Source organism: Actinomadura macrotermitis (assembly GCF_009604375.1).
GTDB lineage: Bacteria > Actinomycetota > Actinomycetes > Streptosporangiales > Streptosporangiaceae > Spirillospora > Spirillospora macrotermitis.
In genome coordinates, this window is record NZ_WEGH01000003.1 from 1245624 (window position 1) to 1269078 (window position 23455).

A 23455-nucleotide genomic window follows, 5' to 3' on the forward strand; every position below is an offset into this window, starting at 1 on the left:
ACATGAGCATCAGCGCGGCCGCGATGATCGGGAGCGGGCTCAGCGCGACGCCGGCCGCCGAGGGCAGCAGGTCGCCGAGCCGATGCCCGAGGTCATGCCTGTACCGGAGTGAGGGGCCGGGCGCGGAGCCTGTCGAAGTACTGGCGGGTCTGTTCGGCGTCCAAGGGCTGGTACAGCCCGATGCCGTAGTAGAACTGCTCACCTTGGGTCGTCTCGATGACGTTGGGCCGGCCGGCGACGCGTTCGTCGCCGAACCACACACTGATCGTGCCGTCGTCGTTGCGGACCAGGTCGCTGCCGGGCAGGTACGCCTTGGCCACGTACAGCCGGCCCAGCTTGTCGTACTTGATGATCGAGAAGTAGCCGCTGTGGTCGTAGTCCAACGGGGGGACCTCCAGAGTCCACACGTCGGCGCCCGTGCTGGTGGCGAACATCTGAAAGTACTGCGCGTGCTCGGGAGACAAGCCACCCCAGCCCAGCCGCGCGGCCAGCAGATGCTGGTAGGGGTCGGTGGACTGCGGCGTGCCGAAACCCTTGCTGAAGTCGGCCTCGGCGGCGTGGGTCTCCAGTTCCTCGCCGACCGCCTGCCGGCTCGCGTCGTCGAAATCGCGGCTGATGTAGGGATTGGCGGTCTTGGCCGAGATGGTGCGCAGGTCCTGCAGTTCGTGCGCCCGCTCCAGGCCGCCGGCCGTGGTGGTGCGTCCCAGCACGTACACGTGGCTGCCACCGGTCAGGTCCGAACGCCGGACCGTCCGGGTCTGGCCCGGGTAGACCACGTCGACGATGTAATGGTTCTCGTCGATGATCTGGGCGACTTGATACTCCTGGGAGGCCGCGAGCGAGAACGTCGCCTCCTCGGTGACGTCCACCACCGCATAGGAATGGATCAGGTCCACGTTCGACCTGGCGATCACCTGGTTGTCCACATTCACCGGGATCCGGTCGTGGTACTACTCGTTGACCGGTGCCTTCTTCAACTGCTCGTTGAAGTAGTGCGCGGTCTCGGCCTCCACGAAGTTGTCCCGCGTCACGATCTCTGCCATGCCTGCCCCCGATTGCGCCCGAAGCCGCCGAACAAGCCCCCTGCCAGGCGCCTCCAACGTTGTGATCTCCTACCCGCCGCGCCGAGCGCGGACACCCGGCCGCTCACGGATCACCAGGCCGGCCACCGTGCGATCGTCGTTGAGCGGCCTGCGAGGACGACAGGAACCTGAGGCTGACCGGGATGACATCGCCGGGCTGGACGAACTCGATCCCCTGGTCCGGCTTGCACGGCTCTTACCGAGACCCCAATGTGGTGCGACGGTCAGGGCAGGTCGTGCTCGCCGCGCTTGATCGCGGCCACCAGCGACTGGAAGCCCACGGGAGGCAGCGCGAACTTGGGCCCGTCAGGGTTCTTACCGTCGCGCATGCCGATGAGTGATCTCATTCCGGCGGAGGCAAGGAGTGCCCCGCCGTCGGGGCCGCCCTTGCTCTCGGCATTCGACGCCCAAGGACACGAAGCGGGCTTTTGGTGTTGGCCTGAGTGCTCATATTGCGGGGATGAGCAGCGACTGCTTGAGCGCTTGGGCTGAGTTTTTTGCCTCACGGGAGCCGAAAAGCTCACCGAGGGCCGGTCATGGCTAGGGCGAAGCGCCGAGGATTCGCTTGTTGCGCCTTGGCGGCCATGCCTTGGTCGGTAGGCGATTGGTCGTTGCGGTCATGCCGCACTTGGGCGAGTGCATCGCTTTGCGGAGTGATGGAAAAGTCAGCCGGCGGCGCGGCGGCCGGTGCTGGCAGGCCGAGTTTCGCTTTCTCGCCTGGCGGTGGGGCGGATCACCGGCGCACGGCTGAGGCGTTTTGGACGCGATACATAAAGCCGACAAAATGACAAAGGTAAAGAATGGCACTCGCCAGGGTGATTGATTGTGGATGATCTTCGCCGTCTTTAGAATGTAGATGGACGTGGAAGGGGGTAGGCGGGAATGGCTTCTCTGGCTGAGGTCAAGGCGTTTCGCGGTGAGGAGCGGGAGTGGGAGGACCGTTCCTGGTTCCCGCCCGGTCCGCAGCTGGCGGTGTGCCTGTCGGGCGATAAGAACCGGCTGGGCGACCTGAGTGATGCGGAGTTGTGTGAGCGGATGGCCGCGGCGCGGCGCCAGGCCTCCTGGGCCCAGGCACAGGAACTCGCGGCCATCGCCGAGCTCGCCGCTCGCCGCCACGCTCAGGATGAGCAGCAGGATCCCGATTACCGGGTCCTGTCGGCGCGCGAATCGCTGCTGGAAGAGGTCTCCGCTGCGCTGGCGGTGACGGGCAATGCCGCAGCGACCCTGGTGCACCTGGCCGAACGTCTGGCGCATCAGTTGCCTGGGACGCGGGAGGCGTTGCAGGCCGGACGGATCGATCTGGCCAAGGCCCGTGCCATCTGCGATGCCACCGACCACCTGCCCGACTCGCTGTGCGCCCGCGTCGAGGACACCGTCCTGGACGGGGCCGAGGAGCGGACGACGGGACAGCTGCGCGCCAAGATCAAGCGCCTGGTGCGGCGGCTGGCACCCACCGAACTGGAAGAGCAGACCCGCAAGACGGTCAAGGGACGGCGGCTGGAGCTGTGGGAGTCCGGGCATGGCGCCGCCGGCCTGGCATTGATCGACATCCCCGCCGATGACGTGGCCGCGGTGCACAACAAGCTCACCGCCGCCGCCCACGGCCTCAAACAGGACGGCGACGCCCGGCTGATCGACCAGATCCGCGCCGACCTGGCCCTGCAACTCCTGCGCGGCGTCCCGCTCCCCGAAGCCGTCCACGCGCCCCCAGCAGAGGCCAAGAGCACGGACCCGGCGCCCACTGCCGCGGACACGGTTGAAGATCTCGGTGACTCGGTCGCTGAGATGGTCGGTCACGCTGCGCGGCGCAAACTGGAAGAGCTGCGCGCGCATGTGGAGTTCCACGGGCGGCTGGCCGACCTGCCCCGCCTGGCCGCACGCGCCGTCGAAGACCTGCACGAGCGGCTCGCCCCGCTGCGCGACACCGCCTGCGACCACGGCAAGCCCGGCTACCGGCCACCCGCCGCACTACGCCGCCAGATCGAAACCCGCCACGCAACGTGTGTCTTCCCCACCTGCAACCGGCGCTCCGAACACTGCGACATCGACCACACCACCCCCTACGGCACACACAGCGCGCAGGGAACAACCTGCGGATGCAACCTCGCACCGCTGTGCCGACGCCACCACCGGACCAAACAAACAACCCAGACCAACGAGACAACCGGATGGCGCCTGTTCCAGCCCTGGCCCGGCGTCCTGATCTGGATCACCCCCGCCGGAACCTGGCACATCACCCTCCCCAACCGGCAATAACCCCTGCCGGAGACAGATCACTCACCCCGCCCCGATGGCAGCAGCCCTGAAGGGACATGGCCACCTACCTAAAGCTCGATGAGATCAGCTCGATGTTGCGTGGGAGCGCTGCAACTTCTACATAGTTGGAGTTCTCCGAGGTAGTGCTCCGGCTCGGCTTCCTCCGTAGGATCACGCCATGCCTGCTGACGAACCCGTGACCCGGTCCGCGTTCTCCGGTGGTGTACAGCCGATATCGGTTCCCCGGCCGATGCCGCAGTTGCCGCAGCGGATCTGGTCGGATGAAGACTGGAGGCGGATCCGGCTTGGTTACGCGTCGCAGGACATGGACGAGAAGTGGGACGTCTTCGCGGAGGGCGAGGTTGTCTTCCTGCACCGCAGCTGGACCGGTAACGGTGTCTTCGCGGCGACCTTCGCGCCGGTTGCCGACGGCGGATGGCGGATCGTCAGCGCCATGGTCGAACGTGATGCCGAGCGCTATCGAGGCACCGACGATGCCTACGACTGCGTCATGCTCGAGTTGGTGATCAGCGCCATCGTGCTCGGTGAGCCGGCGGCCGACCTCCGCTCGAAGCTGGTGGAGTTGACGCGTCGGGGGTCGGGTGCCACCGATGCCCCTGCCGGCCTGATTCAGCACAGCGCCTTGGGGCTGCGCTCGAACTCCTGATGATCGCTCGGGGCCGCTCGAACCGGTGCAGCCATATGAAGGCACGCTCGGCGGAACGACGCCCAGCAGTCGCTCCGGCTCGACTTGCGCCACTCCGTCATCGGTATATCTCCATGGCTCGAAGGATCGCCGCTCGCGACGGACCGACGGGGACGGCGATGTGGCCGATGCGGTCATTTCCTCCGACGGCGCTCCGCACACCTTGGGGAGGCTGGCCACCAGCCTGTCCCCAAGGCCTGGGATCCGTGACGGTCAGGACAGGTCGTGATCGCCGCGCTTGATCGCAGCCACCAGCTCACGGAAGCCCACGGAGGGCAGTGCGAGCTTGGGCCCGTCGGGGTTCTTTGAATCGCGCACGCCGATGTTGCGTGCAAGGTTCGCAACTTCCACACAGTCTCCGCCGGATGTGCCGCTCCGGCTCGACTTGCGCCACTCCGTCATTGGCACATCTCCATGGCTCGAAGGACCACCACTCGCGACGGACAGACAGGAACGGCCATGCGGCCGAGACGGTCATTTCCTCCGACGGAGCTCCATACACCTTGGGGAGGCTGACCACCAGCCTGTCCCTAGGCCTGGAATCCGTGACGGTCAGGGCAGGTCGTGGTCGCCGCGCTTGATCGCAGTCACCAGCGACTGAAAGCCCGTGGAGGGCAGCGCGAGCTTGGGCCCGTCCGGGTTCTTGCTGTCACGCACGCCGATGTTGCACGCGAGCGCTGCAACTTCTACACAGTTGGTGTTCTCCGACGTAGTGCTCCGGCTGGACTTGCGCCACTCCGTCATTGGTACATCTCCATGGCTCGAAGGATCACCGCTCGCGACGGGCCGACGGGGGCGGCGATATGGCCGATACGGTCATATCTTATCGCGAAGTCCTCCACCTCCTTGGGGTCGGTCACCAGTTCGCCGCCATGGGTCGCGTCGGCGTATGCGATGTCGCGCGCATCCACCGTAAGGATCACGAGCGACCCGTCATAGCCGACGTGAACACCCGCACTTTTCTCCACCACCCGCACGTTGACGTGCGGAAGTTCGCTGATTTCCACCAGACGCGCGAGTTGCTCGCGCATGATCTCCGGGGAGCCGACGAGCTGCTCCAGGACGACCCAGTTGATGATCACGGAGAATTCCGGCGGCCGGTCCTTCTCGAAGACCGCCGCCTGCCGAGCCAGGCGCTTCTCGACCTCCGCCTCCAGATCTCTGACGAGCCCCACGGAGAACACCGCCCGGGCGTAGGCCGGCGTCTGGAGCAATCCAGGAACCAGACCGACCTCCCACGTACGGATGCGCGTTGCACGCTCCTCCTGCTCTGCCAGGTCTCCCAGCTGCCATTCGTCGCCTTTGCGTTCCTTGGCGAACTTCACCAAACGCGTGAACAGCCGATCCAGCCCCCATTCACGATCAATGGTCTCCGCATGAACCAACTGCAGGGGGATATGACCGGATTCGATGCGTGAAACGATCGAACGATCACGGTCGATAAGCCGTGCCAGGTCGGACCCGGAGACGTTCCGCGCTCGGCGCTGTCTTGCCAGCTCAACGGCTATGAAGTCCCACATCGACCGATCAGGGTCCAGCGGGTCGTAGCCTGCCATCGATCATCCTCCGTTCCATGCATTTGATTCGCGAACGTAGCGAGCCTAATCCGCAGAGTGCACGCTGGAGGCATGGATTCACAATCGATCATTCCGGAGAGGCACGGCAATGGCAACCACCTTCAAAAGGCCTGAAAGGCCGCAGACCACGCCAGAGCAATGCGAACGGCGGCTGCGCGCGCTTGATTCCGTGATGGCCGCTCATCCGCTGCTCGCGGGCGGCGTGGTCCACGCGGACGGGCACGTCTTCCTCAGCGTGGTGCGTTACGGCTCGCCCGCGCACCTGGTGCGGGTGGCGGTGGTGATGGCGGACGGAGCGCCGCACTACGCGTGGCACACCGGCGAAGACCACGGGCGGATCATCGGGCCGGCCGACGATCCCGTTGGGGCCGTGGGCGTACTCGTCCGCGTGCTCGTGGGCAAGGCCGGGACATGCCCGGGGTAGCCCCTGTGACCGGACATGCTGTGGCGTGGCTGGCGCTGGCCGCGGTGGCGCTGCTGCTGCTCGGGGCCGCCCTGGGGGCGTACTTTGCCGCGCTCACGCTGCGTCCTTCATCCAGAAAGAGGGGGCGGCATGAGATGCGCGTGGGCTCTGTGCGACGGCCCGCTCGCAGACGCATGCGCGAATCGAGCGGTGCTGCCCGATGGACCGGCAGGTGATGGGCGCATGAGTCCCACCATGATGCGGCCCGCGCGGCTTGCGCAGACCGCTGTGGCGGCGTTCGAGGAGGCCATGGCCCTTCAGGGGCGGCCTGCGTCGATGATCCGTTATGTCGCGGACACCGCGCGTGGGGAAGCCGAGGAAGCGCTTGCGGATGTTCCGGTGGCGCCCGCCCGGGAGGCGCTGGATGCTGCTTTCAGCGTGGTGAGCGGCATCGTCCGCCGGCTGCTGGGCGAGACGGAGCACTTGCCGGACGCGGTCAACGCCATCCGGGACGAGGCACACAAGCGCGCTCGTCAGGTGGACGCCGTCGATGCGCCGGATTCCCGCTTCGTGCGCGAGGCCCGGCGGCTGATCTGTGGTGAGGCCGCGCAGCCCTAAGGGGCCGGGGCGTTGCCGGTGATGGGGGCGGCGGTGGCGCTGCCCTTCATCGTGAAGGAGCCGAGGCCGGGGATGATGCCCAGGATCTGGGGCTTGACGGTCAGTTCCACCTGAACGTCGACCGCCTGGTCGGTGGCGTCGCAGCGGCTGGCGGTGATCTTGTCGTCGTAGTCGTCCAGCAGCGCGCAGGCGGCGGCGCGGGCGCGGGCGGGGTCCAGGATCGGCTTGCCGGTCTCGCGCAGGCGGTCGGTGTCGATCTGGTTGGCGCCGGCGCGGGCGGCCTGCTCGGCCATGTCGGCCGCGCGCTGGCGGGCGTGGATCGCCAGGCCGCCGTCCACCAGCAGGCCCGCCAGCATGAGGACGGTCGGGGTGAACAGCACCACGTAGAGCGCCATGGCGCCCCGGTCACGGTTCATCGGCGGTCTCGGTTCCGCGGTAGGTGTAGAAGTCGATCGGGGCGAGGGCGTCGCCGGTCAGTTCCTTGGTGCCCGGCAGCCCGATGAAGGACATGTCGGAGAGGTCGACGTCGCAGAACACCTTCACCTTGACCGTGCCGCCCGGGCGCCAGTTGTAGGTGTCGGCCTTGACCTGCGGGCCGCCGGTACACCAGTTGCGGCCCTTCAGGCTGGCGTCACCGGCCTTCTCAGCCATGTCGACGGCGTCTCTTTCGCTGCGTGCCAGGGACGCTGCGCGGGCGGCGTCGCGGGCCGCCCCGTCCACCTGGCTCTGCGCGTCCACCATCCGGCCGACGCCCGCCAGGAAGAGCAGGAAGATCACGAAGAGCGGGGTGACCAGCACCATCTCCAGCGACATGGAGCCGTCGTCGCGCCTCATTGCGCGGCCCCCTCGCAGGCGGTGCCGGCACCGACGTCGGGGCGGAAGCACTCGATCGGCCCTTCCGAGCGCTGGGACACGTGGAAGGTCATGAACGGGATGACCCTGATGGCCTCGCCGCTGACCTGCACCCAGCGCTGGTCGCCGCCCTCGCCGGACCGGACCTGCAGGCCGGTGATCAGGTTCCGGCCGATCTGGACGACGTCGCGGCGGGCCTTGCCCTCGGCGGCGTCCTGCCAGCCGCCGCCGACCGGCGCGGTGCGGGCGACGCGGGCGCCGGACTGCGCGGCGGCGAGCGCGACGTGCCGCGCGTGGAAGACCATCGTGAACTGCACGACCGCCAGCAGGACCAGGATGATGATCGGGGTCAGCAGCGCCAGTTCGATGGAGGAGGCCCCCCGCTCGTCCTGGAGCCGCTGGATCATCCGTTCTTTCCGTTCACGTCGATGCTGTGCGCCTTGTCCATGATCTTTTGGGTGATGATGATGCCGATGCCGAGGGCGATGGTCGCCAGGACGGCGGTGATGATCGCCCACTCGATGGCCGAGGCACCGCGGGACAGGTCCTCGTCGCGGGCCCGGTCCAGCCGGACGCCGAGCATGGCGCGCAGATAGATGATCGCCGGGTTGTCCAGGGGATTCACGGGGGCTCCTTCGGGGTCATGACTCGAGCATTCTCATCAGGGCGGGGAAGACCAGGAACACCAGGAAGGCCAGGCAGAACATCAGCTGGGCGATCATCATCGACTGGGACCGTTCGCCCGCCTTGCCCTCCAGGTCCGACAGTTGCCGGCTGCGCATCGACGCGGCGCGGGCCGCGAGGGACTTGCGGATCTGCGCGCCGTCGTCGGCGACCAGGGAGAGCGCTCCGGCCAGGTCCTTCAGCTCCGTGACGCCCAGTTCGTCACCGAGCCGGCCGAGCGCCTGCCACGGAGTCTGACCCGTGATGCGGGCGTTGGCAAGGGTGTCGCGCAGCCGGTGCATGCCCCAGCCCTCGCCGACGGTGGACGCCGTCATCAGCGCCTCGGGCACGCCGCGCCCTCCCGACAGGTTCATCGAGACCAGGTCCAGGAACGCGCCGACGACGTGCCGGAAGTCCTGGCGGCGCGCGTTGGCCTCCTGGCGGAGCTGCAGGTCCGGCAGGAAGAAGAACACGCCGGCGAAGATCAGGCAGATCCATGCAGGCGCTTGGATCGAGACGCCAAGGCCGAGGAAGGCGAAGTAGGCGACCAGGACCGGCAGGAACAACAGGGCCGCCGCCGGCAGCAGGAACTTGGTGGCCAGGAACCCGTCCAGCGACCGCTCCGTGACGGCCAGGTCCGCGCGCACCGACCGCAGCTGCCACCCGCGGGCCTCGCACAGCCGCACCAGTTCCCGCCCCACGCGCGCCCGCAGCCCGCCGACCTTCTCCAGCGTCGGGGACAGGCGGCCCGCCTGGGCGTCCTCCAGGTCGCGGCGGCGGGCGGCGTCCAGGGTGGCCAGGCGCGCCGACAGGCCCGGGCGGGCCGGGAACAGGGCGCGGACCAGCAGGTACAGGCCGAGGCCGACGACGGCGCCGGCGATCATCGTGCCGGTCATGAGCCGCCCCCTCCGCCCGCGTCCATGGTGTGCCGGCCGCGCAGCGCCGTCGCGCGGCCCTGCCAGCCCGCGACGGTGGTCGGGACCTCGGCGGGGACCCCGGGCCGGTCGCCGGGGTCGGTGAGGAACCGGTTCGGCAGCTCGTAGCGCGACAGCCGCCGCAGCCACAGGAACGCCAGCGCGTACAGGGCGATGACGACGCACAGCATGAGCTGGCCGAGGACGCCGTCGTAGGGCTCGACGTAGGAGTGGTTGAACACCGCCAGGCCGAGCGCGGTGCCGACCGACACCGCGACGACGATGCGGACGCTGCGCCGGGTGGCGCGCCGCTCGGCCTCGACGCGCCGCCGCATGTCCAGTTCGGCGCGGGCCGATCCGGCGAGGGCGCCGAGCATGTCGCGCAGGCCCGGCCCGCGCAGCTTGGCGTTCAGGATGAGCGCGGCGACGACCAGGTCGGCGGAGGGGTCGTCGAGCTCGTCGGCGAAGCGGCGCAGGGCGTCGGGCATCGGGACGCGGGTGTGCAGCCGGTCGACGAGTTCGCGCAGCGGCTGTTTCAGCGCGGGCGCGGCGGCCCGCTGGGACGCCGGGATGGCCTGCTCCAGGCCGACGGCGCCGGCGATGGTGTCGCGCAGCGACTCGGTCCAGGCGGCGAGGGCCTCCAGCCGGGCCATGCCGCGGCGCTCCTCGGCGGCGCCGCCGGCCAGGCCGTTCCAGCCGAGGACGAGCACGGCGGTGCCGGCGGCGGCGACCGGCCAGCGGGTGACGACCAGCACCAGCGCGCCGGTGATGGCGGCGAGGGCGCCGCGGGTCGTCAGGGTCTTGATCACGTCCTCGCGGCTGCGGCGCCGCCGGGCCTGGCGGACCGGCATGCCGCGCAGCGCGGCGATCAGCAGCAGCACGCCGCCGCCGGCCAGGGCGCCGGTGAGGACGGCCGCCAGCACGTCGGGGGCGATCACCAGGAGCCTCCGAGGGAGGTGTCGTAGCCGTACTCGGCGAGCTCGTCGGCGCAGGCGATGGGCGCGGCGGGCACGACCGCGCCGGTCGGGCCGGGCGCGAACACCTCCGACGACAGGACGCGGCCGTCGCAGCCGGTGACCTCGCGGATGCTGGCGACGTAGCGGCGCAGCCGGCCGCCGCGCGCGTACTCGTTGCGCTTCTCGATGAACACCACGAAGTCGATGGCGCCCGCGATGAGCATGTGGGTGGCCTCGACCGGCAGCCGCTCCTCGGCCTGGATGGCGTAGGTGGCGATGCGGTTGAAGACCTCCATGGAGGAGTTGGCGTGGATGGTCGACAGGGAGCCGTCGTTGCCCTGGGTCATCGCGTTCAGCATGGTGACGATCTCGTCGCCGAGGACCTCGCCGACGATGACGCGCGAGGGGTTCATGCGCAGCGAGCGGCGCACCAGCTCGGCCATGGAGATCTCGCCCTGCCCCTCGGAGTTGGGCAGGCGCTGCTCGAACGCGACGCAGTTGGGGTGCAGTTCGGGGAAGGCGTCCAGGCCGAGCTCCAGCGCGCGCTCGACGGTGATGAGGCGCTCGTGCGGCGGGATCTCGTTGGCGACGGCGCGCAGCAGCGTGGTCTTGCCGGCGTTGGTGGCGCCAGCGAACATGATGTTCTTGCGGGCGTGCACGGCGGCGCGCAGGAACCGGCCGACGTCCTCGCTGAAGGTGCCGGTGCCGACCAGGTCGGACAGGAACACCTTGCCGAGGCGGGCGCGGCGGATCGACAGGGCGGGCCGGACGGTGACGTCCATGACGGCCGACAGGCGCGACCCGTCGGGCAGCCGCAGGTCGAGCTGGGGGTTGGCGGTGTCGAAGGGCCGCGAGGACAGGCCGCTGTAGGCGGCGAGGATCTGGATGAGCTCGACGAGCTCCTCGTCGCTCTCGGCGACGGGCTCGCCCATCACCTCGCGGCCGTCGGCGTAGCCGATGAACACCCGGTCGCAGCCGTTGACGTCGATGTTCTCGATCTCGGGGTCCTCCAGCAGCGGCTGGAGCCGGCCGACGCCGAACAGCGCGGCGTGCACGCCCGCGGCGAGCGCCTCCTCCTCTTCGGCGTTGGGCGGGCGGCGGCCCGCGGTGATCTCACCGCGGGCGAACTCCTCCAGCACCTGGCCGATGAGGGCGCGCGCGAACTGCCGCTCGTCCTCGCCGGACATGGGCGCGAGCCCGTGCGCGGCGTCGAGGCGGCGCTGCTGGGCCAGGCGGTCGCCGACCTCCTGGCGGAGCCGTTTGACGAGGCCGTGGTCCACCTACAGCCTCCCTTCCTCCAGCAGCCGGACGGGTGGGGGCTCGGCGCCCGCGGGGGCGCGGCCGGGGCGGGCGGCGAGCCGGCCGGCCAGGTCGCCGGCCACCTCGCGGGCCGAGCGGATCAGCAGCGACCGGTCGAGCTTGCCGCCCCACTGGCCCGACAGCAGCGCGGCGCCCTTGGGGTCCAGGGCGAGGCCGCCGATGACGCTGACGGGCGGCGCGGGCGGGCCGCCGGGCGGCGCGGTGTCCAGGCGGCGCTGCTGCGCGCCGGTGACGATGCGGTCGACCTCGGAGATGGAGGCGCGGAAGTCGCGGGGGTCGGCCAGCACCAGCACCCCGATCGGCGGGCCGCCGCGCAGCTCGCCGCTCAGCGCGGCGATGCGTTCGCGCAGGTGGGCGACCTGTTCGAGGGTGGCGCGGGTGACCAGGACGACCATGTCGGCCTCGCGCATCAGGTCGGTCAGCGGACTGGCGGCGCCGAGCCGGCCGCAGTCGGCGAGCACGTCGACCTGGCCGAGGCCGGCGAAGGCGCGGCCGAGCGGCCCCCACAGCCAGGTCATGCCCTGCGCCTGCTCGGCGCTGGTGATGCCGACCAGCACGTCCAGGCCGCCGACGAGGCGCTGGCAGTGCTCGGCGACCTGGTCGGGGCGCAGGCCGCGGCGGGCGGTGGCGGCGAGGCTGAGCAGGCCGCGCGAGGGGTTGAGCATGCCGCCGGGGCCGGCCGCGTCGCCGGGCTCGCCGGCCGCGGCGGGCAGCCGGTAGACCAGGTCGCCGCCCGCCTGGTCGCACTCGGCGACCAGCACCGGGCGGGGCCACACGGCGCCGAGGGCGACGGCGGTGGTGGTGACCCCGGGCGCCCCCTTGTCCGCCGCGAGCGCGATGAGAGCCACGGTCAGTTCCCGCCCGTGCCGGTGGTGGGCGACGCCGGGACGGACGGCGGCGCGCCGCCCGCCGGCACCTTGGTGCCCTCGGGGATCAGCGCGACGGCCACCGATCCGGCCGACGCGGCCTGGGTGACCTGGGGCGCCTCGGCGGGCGGGACGGCGACGTCGACGGTGGTCTGGTCGCCGCGCAGCCGGTCCCGGTCGCCGCGCGACACCCCGACCACGATGGCGTCGGCCGACAGCACGCTGCCCGGGCGCGGCCCGCCGCCACTGCCCGACCCGCCGGAGCCGACCGCGTACAGGCCGACGTGGCGGCCGATGCCGAGGCCGGCGGAGGGGAACTGGCCCGGCTTCAGCGCGAGGCCGACGACGACGCGGCCCTTGGCGGCGTTGCTTCCGGTGCTGACCATGGAGCCGGTGCTGACCATGGAGTTGGTGAGCAGCGCGCCCTTCACCAGCGGGACCGAGGCGTAGTAGTTCACCACCTTGGCGCGTTCGGACCAGCTGACGAACTGGATGCCGGTGTCGCCGACCTGCACCTCCTCCAGGGCGTCGGCCGGGATCTGCTGGCCGGCCGCGACCGGCCGCGCGATGGCGATCGCCGACACCCGCTGGCCGCTGGCCATCACCAGGTAGGCGCTGGTCAGCGCGCCGCCGAGGATGAGCAGCACGGCGAGCGCGGCGAGGGCGGGCTTGCGTTCGCGGGGCGCGGCCGGCAGCCGCTGGCCGCCCGCCGAGCCGAGCCCGGGCCGGCCGGGGCCGGCGCCGCCTGCCGGGGGCGCCGTCGAGACGCCGCCGGCGGAGTGGTTGGACTTCATCGCCTTGGCCACGCGCTCCCTCCACGAGATCCCCGGAACGACCGGAGCGATCCATGCTCGCCGGGCCGGTGAGGCCGCGTCAATGGATTCGGGCGGTTGAAGCCGTCCCGTGACTCCCCGTGTAAGGATGACGGGAAAATTGGTGGATCAACCACATTATGGCCAGTGATCTAGTGAACGTCTGACAGAACGCGCCTCAGGGGCGCGAAATGGCGCGCGCCGATCCGCCTCCGGCATTCGCGCGGCGGCGGGCCCCGGCGGCGGGCGCGGCGGGGCATACGCCAATAAGCTGGCCCGGGCATCCGGGCCAGGGCGGCCGGACGCGTGCGGCGGCGCACGGCGGCGCGAAATGAAGGGGCTGGAATGCGGATCTCGTGCACGGCGCTCACCGGTGAGGGCCCTCGTGACGTCGTGATCGATATCGATTCCGAAGTGACCGTCGGCGGGGTCGCACAATCGCTTTTCCGTGCTTTGGACGGCTCCGCCCCGCCGAACGACGCTCCGCACGTTCCGGCGCCGCGGCTTTCGAAAGGCGAGCCGCTCCCGCTCTGGCTGGACGGCCGGATGCTCGACCCGCAGGCCCCCGCCGCCAAGGAGCTGCGCGACGGCGCCCTGGTCGCGGTCGACCGGGGCGCGGCCGCGGCGACCGTGCTCGGCGAGCCGTCCGGGCTGGTGGAGATCCGCGCGGTGGGCGGCCCGGCGGCCGGGCCGGTGCACCGCCTCAGCCTCGGCTCGACCACGCTCGGGTCGGGCTCGCAGGTCGACATCACGCTGGACGACCCGGCCGTCCCCGAGGTCGCGCTGCGCGTCACGGTCGCGCCCGAGGGCGTCCAGGTCGAGACGGCGACCGGCACGGCCGCGACGCTGGACGGCGACCCGCTGGAGGGCCCGGTGCCCTGGCCGCCGGGCGCGCTGCTGGCGATCGGGTCGGGCGTGCTGACGCTCGCGCCGAGCACCGCGCCCGACACCCACCTGGAGCCGCTGCCGGGCGGCGGCCTGGCGTTCAACCGGCCGCCCCGGCTGCGCCCGGCGCGGCGCGACCGGCGGCTGGAGGTGCCGAAGCGGCCCGTCCGCGACCCCAAGGAGCGGCTGCGGCTGTTCGGCGCGCTGCTGTTCTCGGCGTTCGGCCTGGTCATGGCGTTCGGGCTCGGGCAGTGGTGGTGGGCGCTGTTCGCGCTGGCCTGGCCGGTGATGACCGTCGGCGAGTGGCTCGGCGACCGGCTGCACGGCCGCAAGTCCTATCGGAAGGCGCTGAAGGAGTACGAGGAGAAGACGGCGCGGTTCGGCGGCGAGCTGGACCGGCTGCGCCGCGGCGACGAGGCCGAGCGCCGCACCCTGTACCCCGATCCGGCCAAGGTGCTGCTCACCGCGACCGGGCCGCGGCGGCGGCTGTGGGAGCGGCGCCCCGCCGACGCCGACTGGCTGCACCTGCGCCTCGGCCTGGCCGACCTGCCCGCTCGCGTCGAACTGGTCGGCAACGAGCCGGGCGAGGACCGGGTGGAGCTGCCGGCGGCGCGGCTGGTGCCGGTCGCGCTGCCGCTGGCCGAGCTCGGCGTGCTCGGGCTGACCGGGCCGCGGGACGCCTCGCGCGGCCTGGCCCGCTGGCTCGTCGCGCAGGCCGCCGCGCTGCACAGCCCGCGCGACCTGGCCGTCGTCGTGCTGACCGCGGGGCCGGAGGCGGGCGAGGAGTGGAACTGGGTGCGGTGGCTGCCGCACTGCGCGCCGCGCGAGGGCGAGGAGTGCACCGCGCTCGTCGGCGGCGACCCCGAGTCGGTCGCGCACCGCGTGACCGAGCTGGCGATCCGGCTGACCGAGCGGCGGCGCGCCGCGCAGGCGCAGGCCGGTTTCTTCGGGCGGGACAAGGCGGCGGAGTCCGTCCCCTACAACATCCTGATCGTGCTGGACGGAGCGCGCGCGCTGCGACGCGTCCCGGGCATGCCGATGCTGCTGTCGCGCGGCGCCGAGCACGGCATCTACGCCATCTGCGTGGACGACGAGGAGAAGCTGCTGCCGGAGGAGTGCAGCGCGGTCGCCTCCCTCGGAACCGGGGCGATGCGGCTGCGAGGCGAAGGGCTGGACGTCATCGGCCCGGTGCTCCCCGACCAGGTCTCGGTGTCGTGGGCGGACCGGGTGGCGCGCGCGCTGGCACCCGTCCGGGACGTGTCGCGCGAGGACGCCGAAGAGGCCATTCCCAGCGAGGTGCGCCTGCTGGACCTGCTCGGCATGCCCGACCCGACCGCCGAGCACGTCCTGCAGTCGTGGGCCCGCACCGGCGGCCGCAGCACCCGCGTGCCCATCGGGATCGGCACCGACGGCGTCCACGAGGTCGACCTGCAGTTGGACGGCCCGCACGGCCTGATCGCCGGCACCACCGGCGCGGGCAAGTCCGAGCTGCTGCAGACGCTGATCGCGTCGCTGGCGGTGGCGAACCGGCCCGACGAGCTGACGTTCGTCCTCATCGACTACAAGGGCGGCGCGGCGTTCAAGGACTGCGCGCGGCTCCCGCACACCGTCGGCATGGTCACCGACCTGGACGGGCACGCCACCGAGCGCGCGCTGGAGTCGCTCGCGGCCGAGCTGCGGCGGCGCGAGGAGATCCTGCTCGCCGCCGGCGCCAAGGACCTCGACGACTACAACGACCTGCGCGGCGCCGGCGGCGACCTGGCCGTGGTGCCGCGCCTGCTGCTGGTCATCGACGAGTTCGCCGCGATGGTCACCGAACTGCCCGACTTCGTCACCGGCCTGGTCGACATCGGGCGGCGCGGCCGGTCCCTCGGCGTCCACCTGCTGCTGGCCACGCAGCGGCCGGCCGGCGTGGTCACCGCCGACATCCGCGCCAACACCAACCTGCGGATCGCGCTGCGCGTCACCGACCCCGACGAGTCGACCGACGTGCTGGACGCCCCCGAGGCCGCGCAGATCGCCAAGTCCACGCCGGGCCGCTGCTACGTCCGCTCCGGCGCGTCCTCGCTGCACGCCGTCCAGTCCGCGCGGATCGGCGGCCGCCGGCCCGGCGCGCAGACCGCGCGCACGCTCGTGCAGCCCGTGCCCTGGCAGGGCCTCGGCCGCCCGCTGCCCGCGCCCCGCGACGCCGCCGACGACCAGGCGATGGTCACCGACCTGGCGGTGCTGGTGCAGGCCGTCGACGAGGCGGCGCGACGCTCGGGCATCGCCCGGCAGCCGTCGCCGTGGCTGACGCCGCTGCCCGAGCAGGTCCGGCTCGCCCCGCGCACCGCCGCGGGCGGCTCGGTCGTGGACGTGCCGCCGGTCGCGTTCGGCATCACCGACCTGCCCGCCGTCCAGTCCCGCGAGCCGCTGGCGCTGGACCTGGCCGCGGGCGGGCACCTGTACCTCGCCGGGTCGGCGCAGTCGGGCCGCTCGACGGCGCTGCGCAGCATCGCCGGCTCCCTGGCGGGCGGCTGCACCCCCTACGACGTGCACCTGTACGCGATCGACTGCGGCGCCAACGCGCTGCTGCCGCTGGTCTCGCTGCCGCACACCGGCGCGGTCGTCGGCCGCGACCAGCTCGACCGCTGCGAGCGGCTGCTGACCGCCCTGTCGGCCGAGGTGTCGCGCCGCCAGCAGCTCCTGGCCGGGGCGGGCTTCGCCTCCCTGGCCGAGCAGCGCGGGGCCGTCGCCGCCACCGACCGGCTGCCGTGGATGGTGCTGCTGCTGGACCGCTGGGAGGGGTTCCTCGGCGCGTTCGAGCACTACGACTACGGCCGGCTCGTCGACACGTTCCTGCGGCTGCTGCGCGAGGGCGCCGCGGTGGGGCTGCGCGCCGTCGTCACCGGCGACCGGTCGGGGCTGAGCGGGCAGGTCTCCACCGTCTTCGACCGGCGCCTGGTGCTGCGGATGGCCGACCCGAACGACTACGGGTACGCGGGGCTGCAGGAGAAGCAGATCCCGGCCGCCATGCCGCCGGGCCGCGCCCTGGAGGTCGTCGCGCCGGGGCTGCCGCCGCGCGAGTCGCAGATCGGGCTGCTCGGCGACGACCCGTCCGGCACCGCGCAGGTCGCCGCGCTGCAGGAGATCGCGCGCGGCTGCGCGGCCCGCTACGGGCGGCTGCCGCGGGCGCGCCGGCCGCTGCACGTCGACGAGCTGCCGGTCCGCGTCACCTACCGCGAGGCGATGACGCTCGACCCCGACTTCCTGCCGCCGTCGGCGCTGTGGGCGCTGGTCGGCGTCGGCGGCGACACCCTCGCGCCCGTCGGCGTCGACCTGCTCAACGAGGGGCCGGGGTTCATCGTCGCCGGGCCGCCGCGCTCGGGCCGCTCCACGACGCTGCGCACCATCGTGCACTCCCTGCTGGACCCGGCGGTCGCGGGCGGCCTGGTCCCGGTCGTGCTGATCACCCCGCGCCGGTCGCCGCTGCGGCTCCTGGCGGGCCGGCCCGGCGTGCTCGGCGTGCTGAACGCCGACGCCGAGGCCGCCGACCTGGAGGCCGTCATCGGCGACGAGCACCGCTACGCCGTCATCGTCGACGACGCCGAGCTGCTCGACGAGACCGAGCTCGACGACGCCCTGCGCGACGTGCTGCGCACCGCCCGCGACGGCGAGCACGCCGTCGTCCTCGGCGGCACCACCGAGGACCTGGCCCGCGGCTACCGCGGCTTCATGGCCGACACCCGCCGCTCCCGCTCGGGCGTGCTGCTGTCGGTGGACTCCCCCGACGACGGCGACCTGTTCGGCCTGCGCCTGCCCCGCAACGCCCCCCTCGGCGGGCCGACCGGGCGCGGCCTGTTCGTCATCGCGGGCGCCACGACCCAGATCCAGGTGGCGCTGCCGCCGCCGGTGAGCGGCGCCTGACCGCTCAGACGCTCCTCAGGCAGGGCGACCGGACGGTCACCACCACGCCCGTGTCCCCGTCGCCGGGGAGCAGCTGGACGACGAAGCCGTCCCGGCTCTGGAAGGCGGCCTCGTAGCTGCGCCCGGTCGGCTTGTGGTCCCGCGCGAGCCGGCGGGCGATGCGGTCGACCTCGTCCTGCCCCTGGCCGGGCGGCGTGGGCAGCGTGGCGCGGTACTCCAGCATGCCGCTGCCGGGGGGCTCGACGAGGCCGCGGCGCCCGCCGTCGTAAGTCCAGCAGCCGCCGACCCGCGCCTTCTGCTCCGGCAGGTCCCTCCCGGTGGCGCCCCTCAGCTCGGCCTGCGCCCGCTGCGCCGCCTCGTCCACCGACAGGGCGCTGAACGGATCGGCGTAGGCCCGGTACATGCCCTCGGGCGCGTACAGATCGGGCGCCAGCCCGGCCAGCCACCCGCCGCTGAGCAGCACCGCGACGCCCCACCCGCCGGCCAGCCCCGCCCCGGCCGCGAGCGCGCCCCGCACGACCAGCAGGACCCCGCCGCCGAGGCACACCGCGGCGCACGCGACCGCGACCGCGACGACCAGCCCGAGCGAGGGCGGCCCCGGCATCCACCGCCGGTCGGGCGCCATCCCGAGGCCGACCGGCCACAGCAGCAGCGGCACCGACAGCACGCCGCAGACCAGCAGCGCGAGCACGGCCCCACCGGCGACCCGGACGACGTGGCGCATCCTGCCTCCCGCCGACCATCATCCGCCTCGGGCCGGCCGCTGTCAGGACGCGCCGCGAACCCGGCGCCGGAAAGCTCCAGTGAACACTGGCGTTTTTTGGGAGATCGTTGAATAGTGCTCCCCATGAAACGTGTCCTCGCGGTCGCCGCCACCGCCGTCGCGCTCGTCTCGTCCCCCGCCCCCGCTTTCGCCGCCGCCTCCGAGCTGCGCCCGGTCGCGCTGCCCTTCCTGTGGTCCAAGGCCGAACTCCTCGACGTCACCGCCGACGGCGCGGGCGGTGTCTGGATCGGCGGCGCGCAGGGCAGATACTGCCTGCGCTGGGCCGACTACTGCCCCGTCTACAGCGCCGGGAACCCGGTCGTCCGGCGGCGGGTGGGCTCGTCCTGGAAGGAGTACCCGATCAACGGCTGGACGGGCCAGGGCCAGATCCGGCAGATCGCCTCGTCCGCGGGGCAGACGTGGATCACCGGCGGGTCGGACAGGAACTCCTACGTGGCGCGCTTCGACGGCTCGGCGTTCCAGAAGGTCGCGATCCCGATCGACCAGAACGACACGCTCACCATGCTCGCCACGAGCCCGGCCGGCACCTTCATCGCCCGCTGGGTCCCCGACCCCGCGCAGCGGCTGCTCAAGCGCACCGGCGACACCTGGACCGCCGTCGAGACGCCCGGGATCGACGTCCTCGACCTCCAGGGGCTCTCCGCCACCGACGCGTGGGCGGTCGGCTCCCAGAACGACCCCGGCTCGATGCCCGCCGTCGCGCACTACGACGGCACGGCCTGGAAGCAGGTCCCGCTGCCCGCGGAGACGGGCCCCGGGTGGTTCCTCAAGGTGGTCCCGGTCGCCACGGACGACGTCTGGGCCATCATGCAAAAGCGCCTGCTGCACTGGAACGGCTCCGCCTGGACGCTGGTCGCGCTCCCGGCCGGGCTCCCGGACCTCACCGACCTGGCCGTGGACGCCTCCGGAACCCCCTGGATCGCGGCCTACCACTCTGCCCCGTACCGCTACAGCGGCGGCACGTGGGAGAAGGTGACGGTCCCGGCCGGCGCCACCGTGCACGACCTCGCCGCCGTGCCCGGCAGCGTCTGGGGAACCGGCGAGCAAGGAGAAAATCCGGCGGCCTTCAACGGCTCCTGAGGCCTGCCCCGCGTAGTCCCAGGGCGGCGGTGGCGCCGAGCGCGATGGTGAGGAGGGCGCACCCGAGCATGGTCTCGCGTGCGCCCACGGCACCGACCGCGACGCCGCCCAGCATGGTGCCCAGCGGGAGCGACAGCGTGCCCACCGTGCTGTTGGCCGCCAGCACGGAAGCCAGCGCCTCCCCGCTCGCACGCCGCTGGAACAAGGCGATCGACAACCCCATGTACGGCCCCCAGGCCAGGCCCGCGAGGGAGAAGGAGAGCAGGCTGACCGAGACCGGCACGGCCAGGCCCATCGGCACCATGGCGCCGCCGAACCCGGCCACCAGGGCGATGATCGTCGGCCACAGGCGCCGGCGCCGCATGTGGCCAGCGGCGAGACCGCCGCCAGCCGCGCCGAGACCGAACGCGGTGTAGTAGAGGCCGAGCAGCGTCGCCGACCCGTGCAGATCCTCGGTGACGTGCAGCGGCAGGGCCACCATCACCGGGCCGAAGAGCAGGAAGAACCCGAAGGTGAGGGCCAGCAGCCCGGCCAGCTCGCCGTCCCGCCGGATCACCGCGAGGGCGCCGGCGGCGCGTTCGGCCACGGCGTCCTTGGCCGGGCCGGTGCGCGGCACCGCGAGCAGGTAGGTGGCCGCCATCACCGCGAACGTCGCCGCGTCGATGGCGATGACCGCGGCGCCGCCCCACCAGGCGATGAGCAGGCCGGCCAGCGGCGGCCCGATCACGGTCGCCGCCTCGGTCAGGACGGTCAGCACGGCGTTGGCGGGCAGATGCTGCTCGCCGGGCAGCAGCTCCGCGATGACGGTGTACCGCCCGGCCGAACCCCACGAGCGCAGCAGCGACGACACGGCCAGGAGCACGGTGTAGAGCCCGATGCCGAGGACGTCGAAGGCGTACGCCACCGGGATCGCCCCGAGCGCGGCCCCGCGCAGGGCGGCGTCCCAGCCCGCGAGCCGCGCCCCGCCGCGACCGCGCAGGAAAGGGGCGAACAGCACCGCCCCGGCCACGGCGGGCAGGCTGTAGGCCGCGACCGCGACCGCCACCCAGGTGCCGTGGTGGGACCTGGGGGCGAGCTGCAGCGCGAGCCAGGTGACGGCCACCAGGGACATGCCGTCGCCCAGCGCGGACACGGCGAGCGCGGGGAGGATCCGCCGGAACCGCGGATGGGCGAGCACCGGCCGGTAGGGCGATGACCACATGGGGATTCCTCAGCGGGAGGCGACGGATCAACCTATCGCGGGCATCCGGCCGCGCTGGATCATGGAAACCCACCGTGTGCTCCCGACGGCGGGCGCGTCAGGCGGCGGCGGTTCCTTCGAGTTCGACCATCAGGGTGGGGATCGCCAGCCGGGTCACCCCGAGCATCGTGGTGGCCGGCGCCACCCCGGCGGCGCCGAGCCGCGACGCCAGCACGCCGTAGTGCTGGAACAACAGGTCGACGTCGGTGGTGTAGACGTTGAGCCGGACCAGGTCCGCCAGGGACATGCCGCCCTCGGCGAGGACGGCCTCCAGGTTGTCCAAGCTCAGCGCCAGCTGCGACGCCATGTCGCCGTCGTGCTGGGGCTTGCCCTCGGCGCTCATCGCGGTCTGCCCGGAGCAGTACAGGGTCCGGGTGCTCCCCGAGACGGCCTCACCCTGGTTATATCCCATCTCCACCGACCACGCCCACGGGTTGACGGCCGTTCGCTCCATCGCCACTTCGGCTCCGTTCGATTCGTCGAGATTGCGTTGCAGGAGCAGCCTCCCGGCAAATCACGACACCCTCTGTCGTGTATTCACTAGGGTTTTCGCATGCGCGCCGACCGGCTGGTCTCCCTGGTGCTGCTGCTGCGGCAGCACGGCCGGTTGTCCGCGTCCGCGCTGGCTCGCGAGCTCGAGGTGTCCACCCGCACCGTGCTGCGCGACATCGAGGCGCTGTCCGCGGCCGGCGTCCCGGTCTACGCCGAACGCGGCCGGCACGGCGGGTTCGCGCTGCTGCCCGGCTTCCGGACCGAGCTCACCGGGCTGAACCACGACGAGGCGCTCGCCCTGGTGATCGCCGGATCGCGGCGCGGCGCGCAGGCGTTCGGCCTCGGCTCGGCGCTCGCCTCGGCCGTGCTCAAGGTGGTCGACGCCCTCCCCGAAGGGCATCGCGACATCGCGGCCGGCGCGGCGCAGCGCCTGCTCATCGACCCCGAGATCGACCTCCTGTCGCGCCGGACGGCCGCCGAGGAGGTGCCCGGCGCCGTCATGGCCGAGGTCCGGCGCGCGGTGCTGGCCGGGCACAGGCTGCGCATGTGCTACACGGCCGCGGGCCAGGACCCCCAGTGGCGCACGGTGGACCCGGTCGGCCTGGTCACCGTGCGGGAGCAGGGCTACCTGCTGGCCACCCGGTCCGGCGAGGACCGCACCTACCGGCTGTCCCGGATCACGGCCGCCGAGGAGCTCCCCGAACCCGCGCAGCGGCCGGACCGGGTCGACCTGGACCGGGCCTGGCAGGCGCGCAGCACCCGGTTCCGGACCGGCGGCGACCAGGTCGCCGTGCTGGCGCGGGTGAACCCGGCGCGGCGGAAGGAGCTGGTGGACACGGCGCTGGCCGTCCTCGGCGAGGAGGCCGAAGCGGACGGCCGGCTGCGGATGGAACTGACCTTCCAGGACCCGCGGCATGCCGAATGGGCGCTGTGGCAGAGCGCGACGAACGCGGAGGTCCTGGCCCCGGAGTGGCTGCGCGCCTCCCTGCGCGACCGCGCGGCGGCGGTCGCCGCCTGCTACGGCGCGGATTAGCCGTACATGGCGGCGATGAGGGCGGCCAGAGCGTCGTACTTCTCGTCCTCGGTGCAGCCGGTGATCTGCTCCAGCAGCAGGTCGCGGACGTAATCGGGCTCCAGCCGCCATTGCCGGTGGCGTTCAGCGAAGTCCAGCAGCGTGGTGTCCAGGTCGGGTTCGGGGAGGGTCACGGCGCCCCGGGCGAGGTCGAGCTGCCGGTGGTGGTCGTCCTCCCAGAACTCCCAGCTCCAGCCGGGCCACCGAGGGAAACGGTCGTCGTGGTGAACGGGCAGGCTCGACAAAGTCGTCCAGTAACCGCCGGTGCGGGCGGGCAGGTCCAGATGCATACCGTCCACGGGCATCGCCTTCCTGGAGCCGCACAGCGCTTCCTCCGGCAGACGGGCCAGGATCTCCTCTCCCGAAGCCAGGCGTTCCGGCAGCCTCCTCCTGAGCGCGTAGGCCCGGACTTCGGTGCCGTCATCGACGGTCAGCAGGCCCGTGTCGAGCTCGTTTCTGGCCACGTATGTCTTCTCCACCTCCGGCTCCGGGTGCTTGTTCTTGGGGCGGCGCCGACGCAGATGGCGTGGTGGGCGACGGTGAACGCGGCGGGTCGGCGGCGGAGGGACGTACGGCGGGCAGACCTCCGCCGGCTCCAGACCCAGGTGGTGCAGCATCTCCTCGGTGCCCGCGTAGGCCCAGCCGGTCCGCCAGTCCGGCCACATGTGCTGCAGCACCCGCAGATAGACGCGCCGGTAGGAATCCCAGTCGTCATAGGCGTACGAATGGGAGAACTCCACCAGCAGCCGGCGCTCGTCATGGTCGATCAAGAATGCGGCGTCGGGTCCGGGATGGAAGCGGTCCTGTCCCCAGTCGTCGAACTCCTCGATCGTCGGCAGCGGGGGGATCAGCACCCACCGTTCGGCGTCGGCCTCGCCACCGCCGGACATCCGGCGGAAGATCACCGTGCCGCCCTCGCGGATCACGAACTGGACCGGACTGGACATTCCGCCACGCTAGCGGGGCGGGTC

General features: G+C 72.2%; 25 protein-coding genes. 7 read left to right on the forward strand and 18 right to left on the reverse strand.

What is annotated here, in order from left to right; all coding sequences use genetic code 11:
* Positions 1 to 92: 92 nt before the first annotated feature.
* On the reverse strand, positions 93 to 914 hold the full coding sequence (locus ACRB68_RS27100) for a hypothetical protein (RefSeq protein WP_153537063.1): 822 nt from the start codon (positions 912 to 914) through the stop codon (positions 93 to 95).
* A gap of 392 nt (positions 915 to 1306) precedes the next feature.
* Entirely contained in the window at positions 1307 to 1429 is a 123-nt protein-coding gene (locus tag ACRB68_RS27105; RefSeq protein WP_153537065.1) for a DUF397 domain-containing protein, read from the reverse strand.
* A 535-nt stretch (positions 1430 to 1964) separates the two neighbouring features.
* On the opposite strand from ACRB68_RS27105, the gene ACRB68_RS27110 reads away from it, so the two are divergent.
* The gene (locus tag ACRB68_RS27110; RefSeq protein WP_153537067.1) at positions 1965 to 3338 is read left to right on the forward strand and encodes an HNH endonuclease signature motif containing protein; all 1374 of its coding nucleotides are present in this window, start codon (positions 1965 to 1967) and stop codon (positions 3336 to 3338) included.
* A 178-nt stretch (positions 3339 to 3516) separates the two neighbouring features.
* Positions 3517 to 4005, forward strand: coding sequence for a hypothetical protein (locus tag ACRB68_RS27115; RefSeq protein ID WP_207709828.1), 489 nt, complete (start codon positions 3517 to 3519; stop codon positions 4003 to 4005).
* A 252-nt stretch (positions 4006 to 4257) separates the two neighbouring features.
* Here ACRB68_RS27115 and ACRB68_RS27120 read toward each other — a convergent pair whose 3' ends face one another.
* The 3 genes from ACRB68_RS27120 to ACRB68_RS27130 form a co-directional block, all read right to left on the reverse strand.
* Positions 4258 to 4446, reverse strand: coding sequence for a DUF397 domain-containing protein (locus ACRB68_RS27120; protein WP_153537069.1), 189 nt, complete (start codon positions 4444 to 4446; stop codon positions 4258 to 4260).
* A 150-nt stretch (positions 4447 to 4596) separates the two neighbouring features.
* A complete protein-coding gene (locus ACRB68_RS27125) occupies positions 4597 to 4788 on the reverse strand; it encodes a DUF397 domain-containing protein (protein ID WP_153537071.1) in 192 nt (63 codons plus the stop codon).
* Complete coding sequence (locus ACRB68_RS27130) at positions 4785 to 5600, reverse strand: DUF5753 domain-containing protein (protein ID WP_153537073.1); 816 nt, start codon at positions 5598 to 5600, stop codon at positions 4785 to 4787. Before ACRB68_RS27130 ends, ACRB68_RS27125 begins: the two co-directional genes overlap by 4 nt.
* A gap of 193 nt (positions 5601 to 5793) precedes the next feature.
* On the opposite strand from ACRB68_RS27130, the gene ACRB68_RS27135 reads away from it, so the two are divergent.
* The gene (locus ACRB68_RS27135) at positions 5794 to 6045 is read left to right on the forward strand and encodes a hypothetical protein (protein ID WP_153537075.1); all 252 of its coding nucleotides are present in this window, start codon (positions 5794 to 5796) and stop codon (positions 6043 to 6045) included.
* 222 nt (positions 6046 to 6267) lie between these two features.
* Positions 6268 to 6642, forward strand: coding sequence for a hypothetical protein (locus ACRB68_RS27140; RefSeq protein WP_153537077.1), 375 nt, complete (start codon positions 6268 to 6270; stop codon positions 6640 to 6642).
* Here the strand turns inward: ACRB68_RS27140 and ACRB68_RS27145 are convergent.
* The 9 genes from ACRB68_RS27145 to ACRB68_RS27185 are packed head-to-tail and all read right to left on the reverse strand — an operon-like array spanning position 6639 to position 13019.
* Complete coding sequence (locus ACRB68_RS27145) at positions 6639 to 7058, reverse strand: TadE/TadG family type IV pilus assembly protein (protein ID WP_235959892.1); 420 nt, start codon at positions 7056 to 7058, stop codon at positions 6639 to 6641. The genes ACRB68_RS27140 and ACRB68_RS27145 overlap by 4 nt on opposite strands.
* Positions 7048 to 7476 carry a TadE family protein gene (locus tag ACRB68_RS27150; protein ID WP_235959894.1) on the reverse strand — a complete coding sequence of 143 codons (429 nt, stop codon included), beginning with the start codon at positions 7474 to 7476 and terminating at the stop codon, positions 7048 to 7050. The genes ACRB68_RS27145 and ACRB68_RS27150 overlap by 11 nt, the downstream gene beginning before the upstream one ends.
* Complete coding sequence (locus tag ACRB68_RS27155; protein WP_153537079.1) at positions 7473 to 7901, reverse strand: TadE/TadG family type IV pilus assembly protein; 429 nt, start codon at positions 7899 to 7901, stop codon at positions 7473 to 7475. The genes ACRB68_RS27150 and ACRB68_RS27155 overlap by 4 nt, the downstream gene beginning before the upstream one ends.
* On the reverse strand, positions 7898 to 8119 hold the full coding sequence (locus ACRB68_RS27160; RefSeq protein ID WP_328594830.1) for a hypothetical protein: 222 nt from the start codon (positions 8117 to 8119) through the stop codon (positions 7898 to 7900). The genes ACRB68_RS27155 and ACRB68_RS27160 overlap by 4 nt, the downstream gene beginning before the upstream one ends.
* Positions 8120 to 8135: 16 nt before the next feature.
* Positions 8136 to 9053, reverse strand: a complete 918-nt coding sequence (locus ACRB68_RS27165) for a type II secretion system F family protein (protein ID WP_153537081.1) — start codon at positions 9051 to 9053, stop codon at positions 8136 to 8138.
* Positions 9050 to 10009: a type II secretion system F family protein gene (locus tag ACRB68_RS27170; RefSeq protein WP_328594831.1), complete on the reverse strand. Its 960-nt coding sequence runs from the start codon at positions 10007 to 10009 to the stop codon at positions 9050 to 9052. The genes ACRB68_RS27165 and ACRB68_RS27170 overlap by 4 nt, the downstream gene beginning before the upstream one ends.
* Positions 10006 to 11307 carry a CpaF family protein gene (locus tag ACRB68_RS27175; RefSeq protein WP_328594833.1) on the reverse strand — a complete coding sequence of 434 codons (1302 nt, stop codon included), beginning with the start codon at positions 11305 to 11307 and terminating at the stop codon, positions 10006 to 10008. Before ACRB68_RS27175 ends, ACRB68_RS27170 begins: the two co-directional genes overlap by 4 nt.
* Positions 11308 to 12195, reverse strand: a complete 888-nt coding sequence (locus ACRB68_RS27180; RefSeq protein WP_235959896.1) for a hypothetical protein — start codon at positions 12193 to 12195, stop codon at positions 11308 to 11310.
* A gap of 2 nt (positions 12196 to 12197) precedes the next feature.
* Positions 12198 to 13019, reverse strand: coding sequence for a hypothetical protein (locus ACRB68_RS27185; protein ID WP_328594834.1), 822 nt, complete (start codon positions 13017 to 13019; stop codon positions 12198 to 12200).
* Positions 13020 to 13571: 552 nt separating this feature from the next.
* On the opposite strand from ACRB68_RS27185, the gene ACRB68_RS27190 reads away from it, so the two are divergent.
* Positions 13572 to 17816, forward strand: coding sequence for an FtsK/SpoIIIE domain-containing protein (locus ACRB68_RS27190; protein WP_328594835.1), 4245 nt, complete (start codon positions 13572 to 13574; stop codon positions 17814 to 17816).
* A gap of 4 nt (positions 17817 to 17820) precedes the next feature.
* On the opposite strand, the gene ACRB68_RS27195 is transcribed toward ACRB68_RS27190, so the two are convergent.
* On the reverse strand, positions 17821 to 18540 hold the full coding sequence (locus ACRB68_RS27195; protein WP_153537085.1) for a hypothetical protein: 720 nt from the start codon (positions 18538 to 18540) through the stop codon (positions 17821 to 17823).
* A 123-nt stretch (positions 18541 to 18663) separates the two neighbouring features.
* On the opposite strand from ACRB68_RS27195, the gene ACRB68_RS27200 reads away from it, so the two are divergent.
* Entirely contained in the window at positions 18664 to 19680 is a 1017-nt protein-coding gene (locus tag ACRB68_RS27200) for a beta propeller repeat protein (RefSeq protein WP_153537087.1), read from the forward strand.
* Here the strand turns inward: ACRB68_RS27200 and ACRB68_RS27205 are convergent.
* Complete coding sequence (locus tag ACRB68_RS27205; protein WP_153537089.1) at positions 19667 to 20881, reverse strand: MFS transporter; 1215 nt, start codon at positions 20879 to 20881, stop codon at positions 19667 to 19669. The two genes, ACRB68_RS27200 and ACRB68_RS27205, sit on opposite strands and share 14 nt — an antisense overlap.
* A 97-nt stretch (positions 20882 to 20978) precedes the next feature.
* The gene (locus tag ACRB68_RS27210) at positions 20979 to 21374 is read right to left on the reverse strand and encodes a RidA family protein (protein WP_153537924.1); all 396 of its coding nucleotides are present in this window, start codon (positions 21372 to 21374) and stop codon (positions 20979 to 20981) included.
* A 99-nt stretch (positions 21375 to 21473) separates the two neighbouring features.
* Here ACRB68_RS27210 and ACRB68_RS27215 point away from each other — a divergent pair, with 99 nt between their 5' ends.
* Positions 21474 to 22445, forward strand: coding sequence for a helix-turn-helix transcriptional regulator (locus ACRB68_RS27215; protein ID WP_153537091.1), 972 nt, complete (start codon positions 21474 to 21476; stop codon positions 22443 to 22445).
* Here ACRB68_RS27215 and ACRB68_RS27220 read toward each other — a convergent pair.
* Positions 22442 to 23431: a hypothetical protein gene (locus ACRB68_RS27220; protein ID WP_153537093.1), complete on the reverse strand. Its 990-nt coding sequence runs from the start codon at positions 23429 to 23431 to the stop codon at positions 22442 to 22444. The genes ACRB68_RS27215 and ACRB68_RS27220 overlap by 4 nt on opposite strands.
* Positions 23432 to 23455 lie beyond the last annotated feature (24 nt).

What these genes read in the sequence shown, in the direction of transcription:
- ACRB68_RS27105 (WP_153537065.1), bottom strand. Translation starts at nt 1,429, where the DNA reads ATGAGATCACTCATCGGCATGCGCGACGGTAAGAACCCTGACGGGCCC.
- ACRB68_RS27110 (WP_153537067.1), top strand. Translation starts at nt 1,965, where the DNA reads ATGGCTTCTCTGGCTGAGGTCAAGGCGTTTCGCGGTGAGGAGCGGGAG.
- ACRB68_RS27115 (WP_207709828.1), top strand. Translation starts at nt 3,517, where the DNA reads ATGCCTGCTGACGAACCCGTGACCCGGTCCGCGTTCTCCGGTGGTGTA.
- ACRB68_RS27120 (WP_153537069.1), bottom strand. Translation starts at nt 4,446, where the DNA reads ATGACGGAGTGGCGCAAGTCGAGCCGGAGCGGCACATCCGGCGGAGAC.
- ACRB68_RS27125 (WP_153537071.1), bottom strand. Translation starts at nt 4,788, where the DNA reads ATGACGGAGTGGCGCAAGTCCAGCCGGAGCACTACGTCGGAGAACACC.
- ACRB68_RS27130 (WP_153537073.1), bottom strand. Translation starts at nt 5,600, where the DNA reads ATGGCAGGCTACGACCCGCTGGACCCTGATCGGTCGATGTGGGACTTC.
- ACRB68_RS27135 (WP_153537075.1), top strand. Translation starts at nt 5,794, where the DNA reads ATGGCCGCTCATCCGCTGCTCGCGGGCGGCGTGGTCCACGCGGACGGG.
- ACRB68_RS27140 (WP_153537077.1), top strand. Translation starts at nt 6,268, where the DNA reads ATGAGTCCCACCATGATGCGGCCCGCGCGGCTTGCGCAGACCGCTGTG.
- ACRB68_RS27145 (WP_235959892.1), bottom strand. Translation starts at nt 7,058, where the DNA reads ATGAACCGTGACCGGGGCGCCATGGCGCTCTACGTGGTGCTGTTCACC.
- ACRB68_RS27150 (WP_235959894.1), bottom strand. Translation starts at nt 7,476, where the DNA reads ATGAGGCGCGACGACGGCTCCATGTCGCTGGAGATGGTGCTGGTCACC.
- ACRB68_RS27155 (WP_153537079.1), bottom strand. Translation starts at nt 7,901, where the DNA reads ATGATCCAGCGGCTCCAGGACGAGCGGGGGGCCTCCTCCATCGAACTG.
- ACRB68_RS27165 (WP_153537081.1), bottom strand. Translation starts at nt 9,053, where the DNA reads ATGACCGGCACGATGATCGCCGGCGCCGTCGTCGGCCTCGGCCTGTAC.
- ACRB68_RS27190 (WP_328594835.1), top strand. Translation starts at nt 13,572, where the DNA reads ATGCTCGACCCGCAGGCCCCCGCCGCCAAGGAGCTGCGCGACGGCGCC.
- ACRB68_RS27195 (WP_153537085.1), bottom strand. Translation starts at nt 18,540, where the DNA reads ATGCGCCACGTCGTCCGGGTCGCCGGTGGGGCCGTGCTCGCGCTGCTG.
- ACRB68_RS27200 (WP_153537087.1), top strand. Translation starts at nt 18,664, where the DNA reads ATGAAACGTGTCCTCGCGGTCGCCGCCACCGCCGTCGCGCTCGTCTCG.
- ACRB68_RS27205 (WP_153537089.1), bottom strand. Translation starts at nt 20,881, where the DNA reads ATGTGGTCATCGCCCTACCGGCCGGTGCTCGCCCATCCGCGGTTCCGG.
- ACRB68_RS27210 (WP_153537924.1), bottom strand. Translation starts at nt 21,374, where the DNA reads ATGGAGCGAACGGCCGTCAACCCGTGGGCGTGGTCGGTGGAGATGGGA.
- ACRB68_RS27215 (WP_153537091.1), top strand. Translation starts at nt 21,474, where the DNA reads ATGCGCGCCGACCGGCTGGTCTCCCTGGTGCTGCTGCTGCGGCAGCAC.
- ACRB68_RS27220 (WP_153537093.1), bottom strand. Translation starts at nt 23,431, where the DNA reads ATGTCCAGTCCGGTCCAGTTCGTGATCCGCGAGGGCGGCACGGTGATC.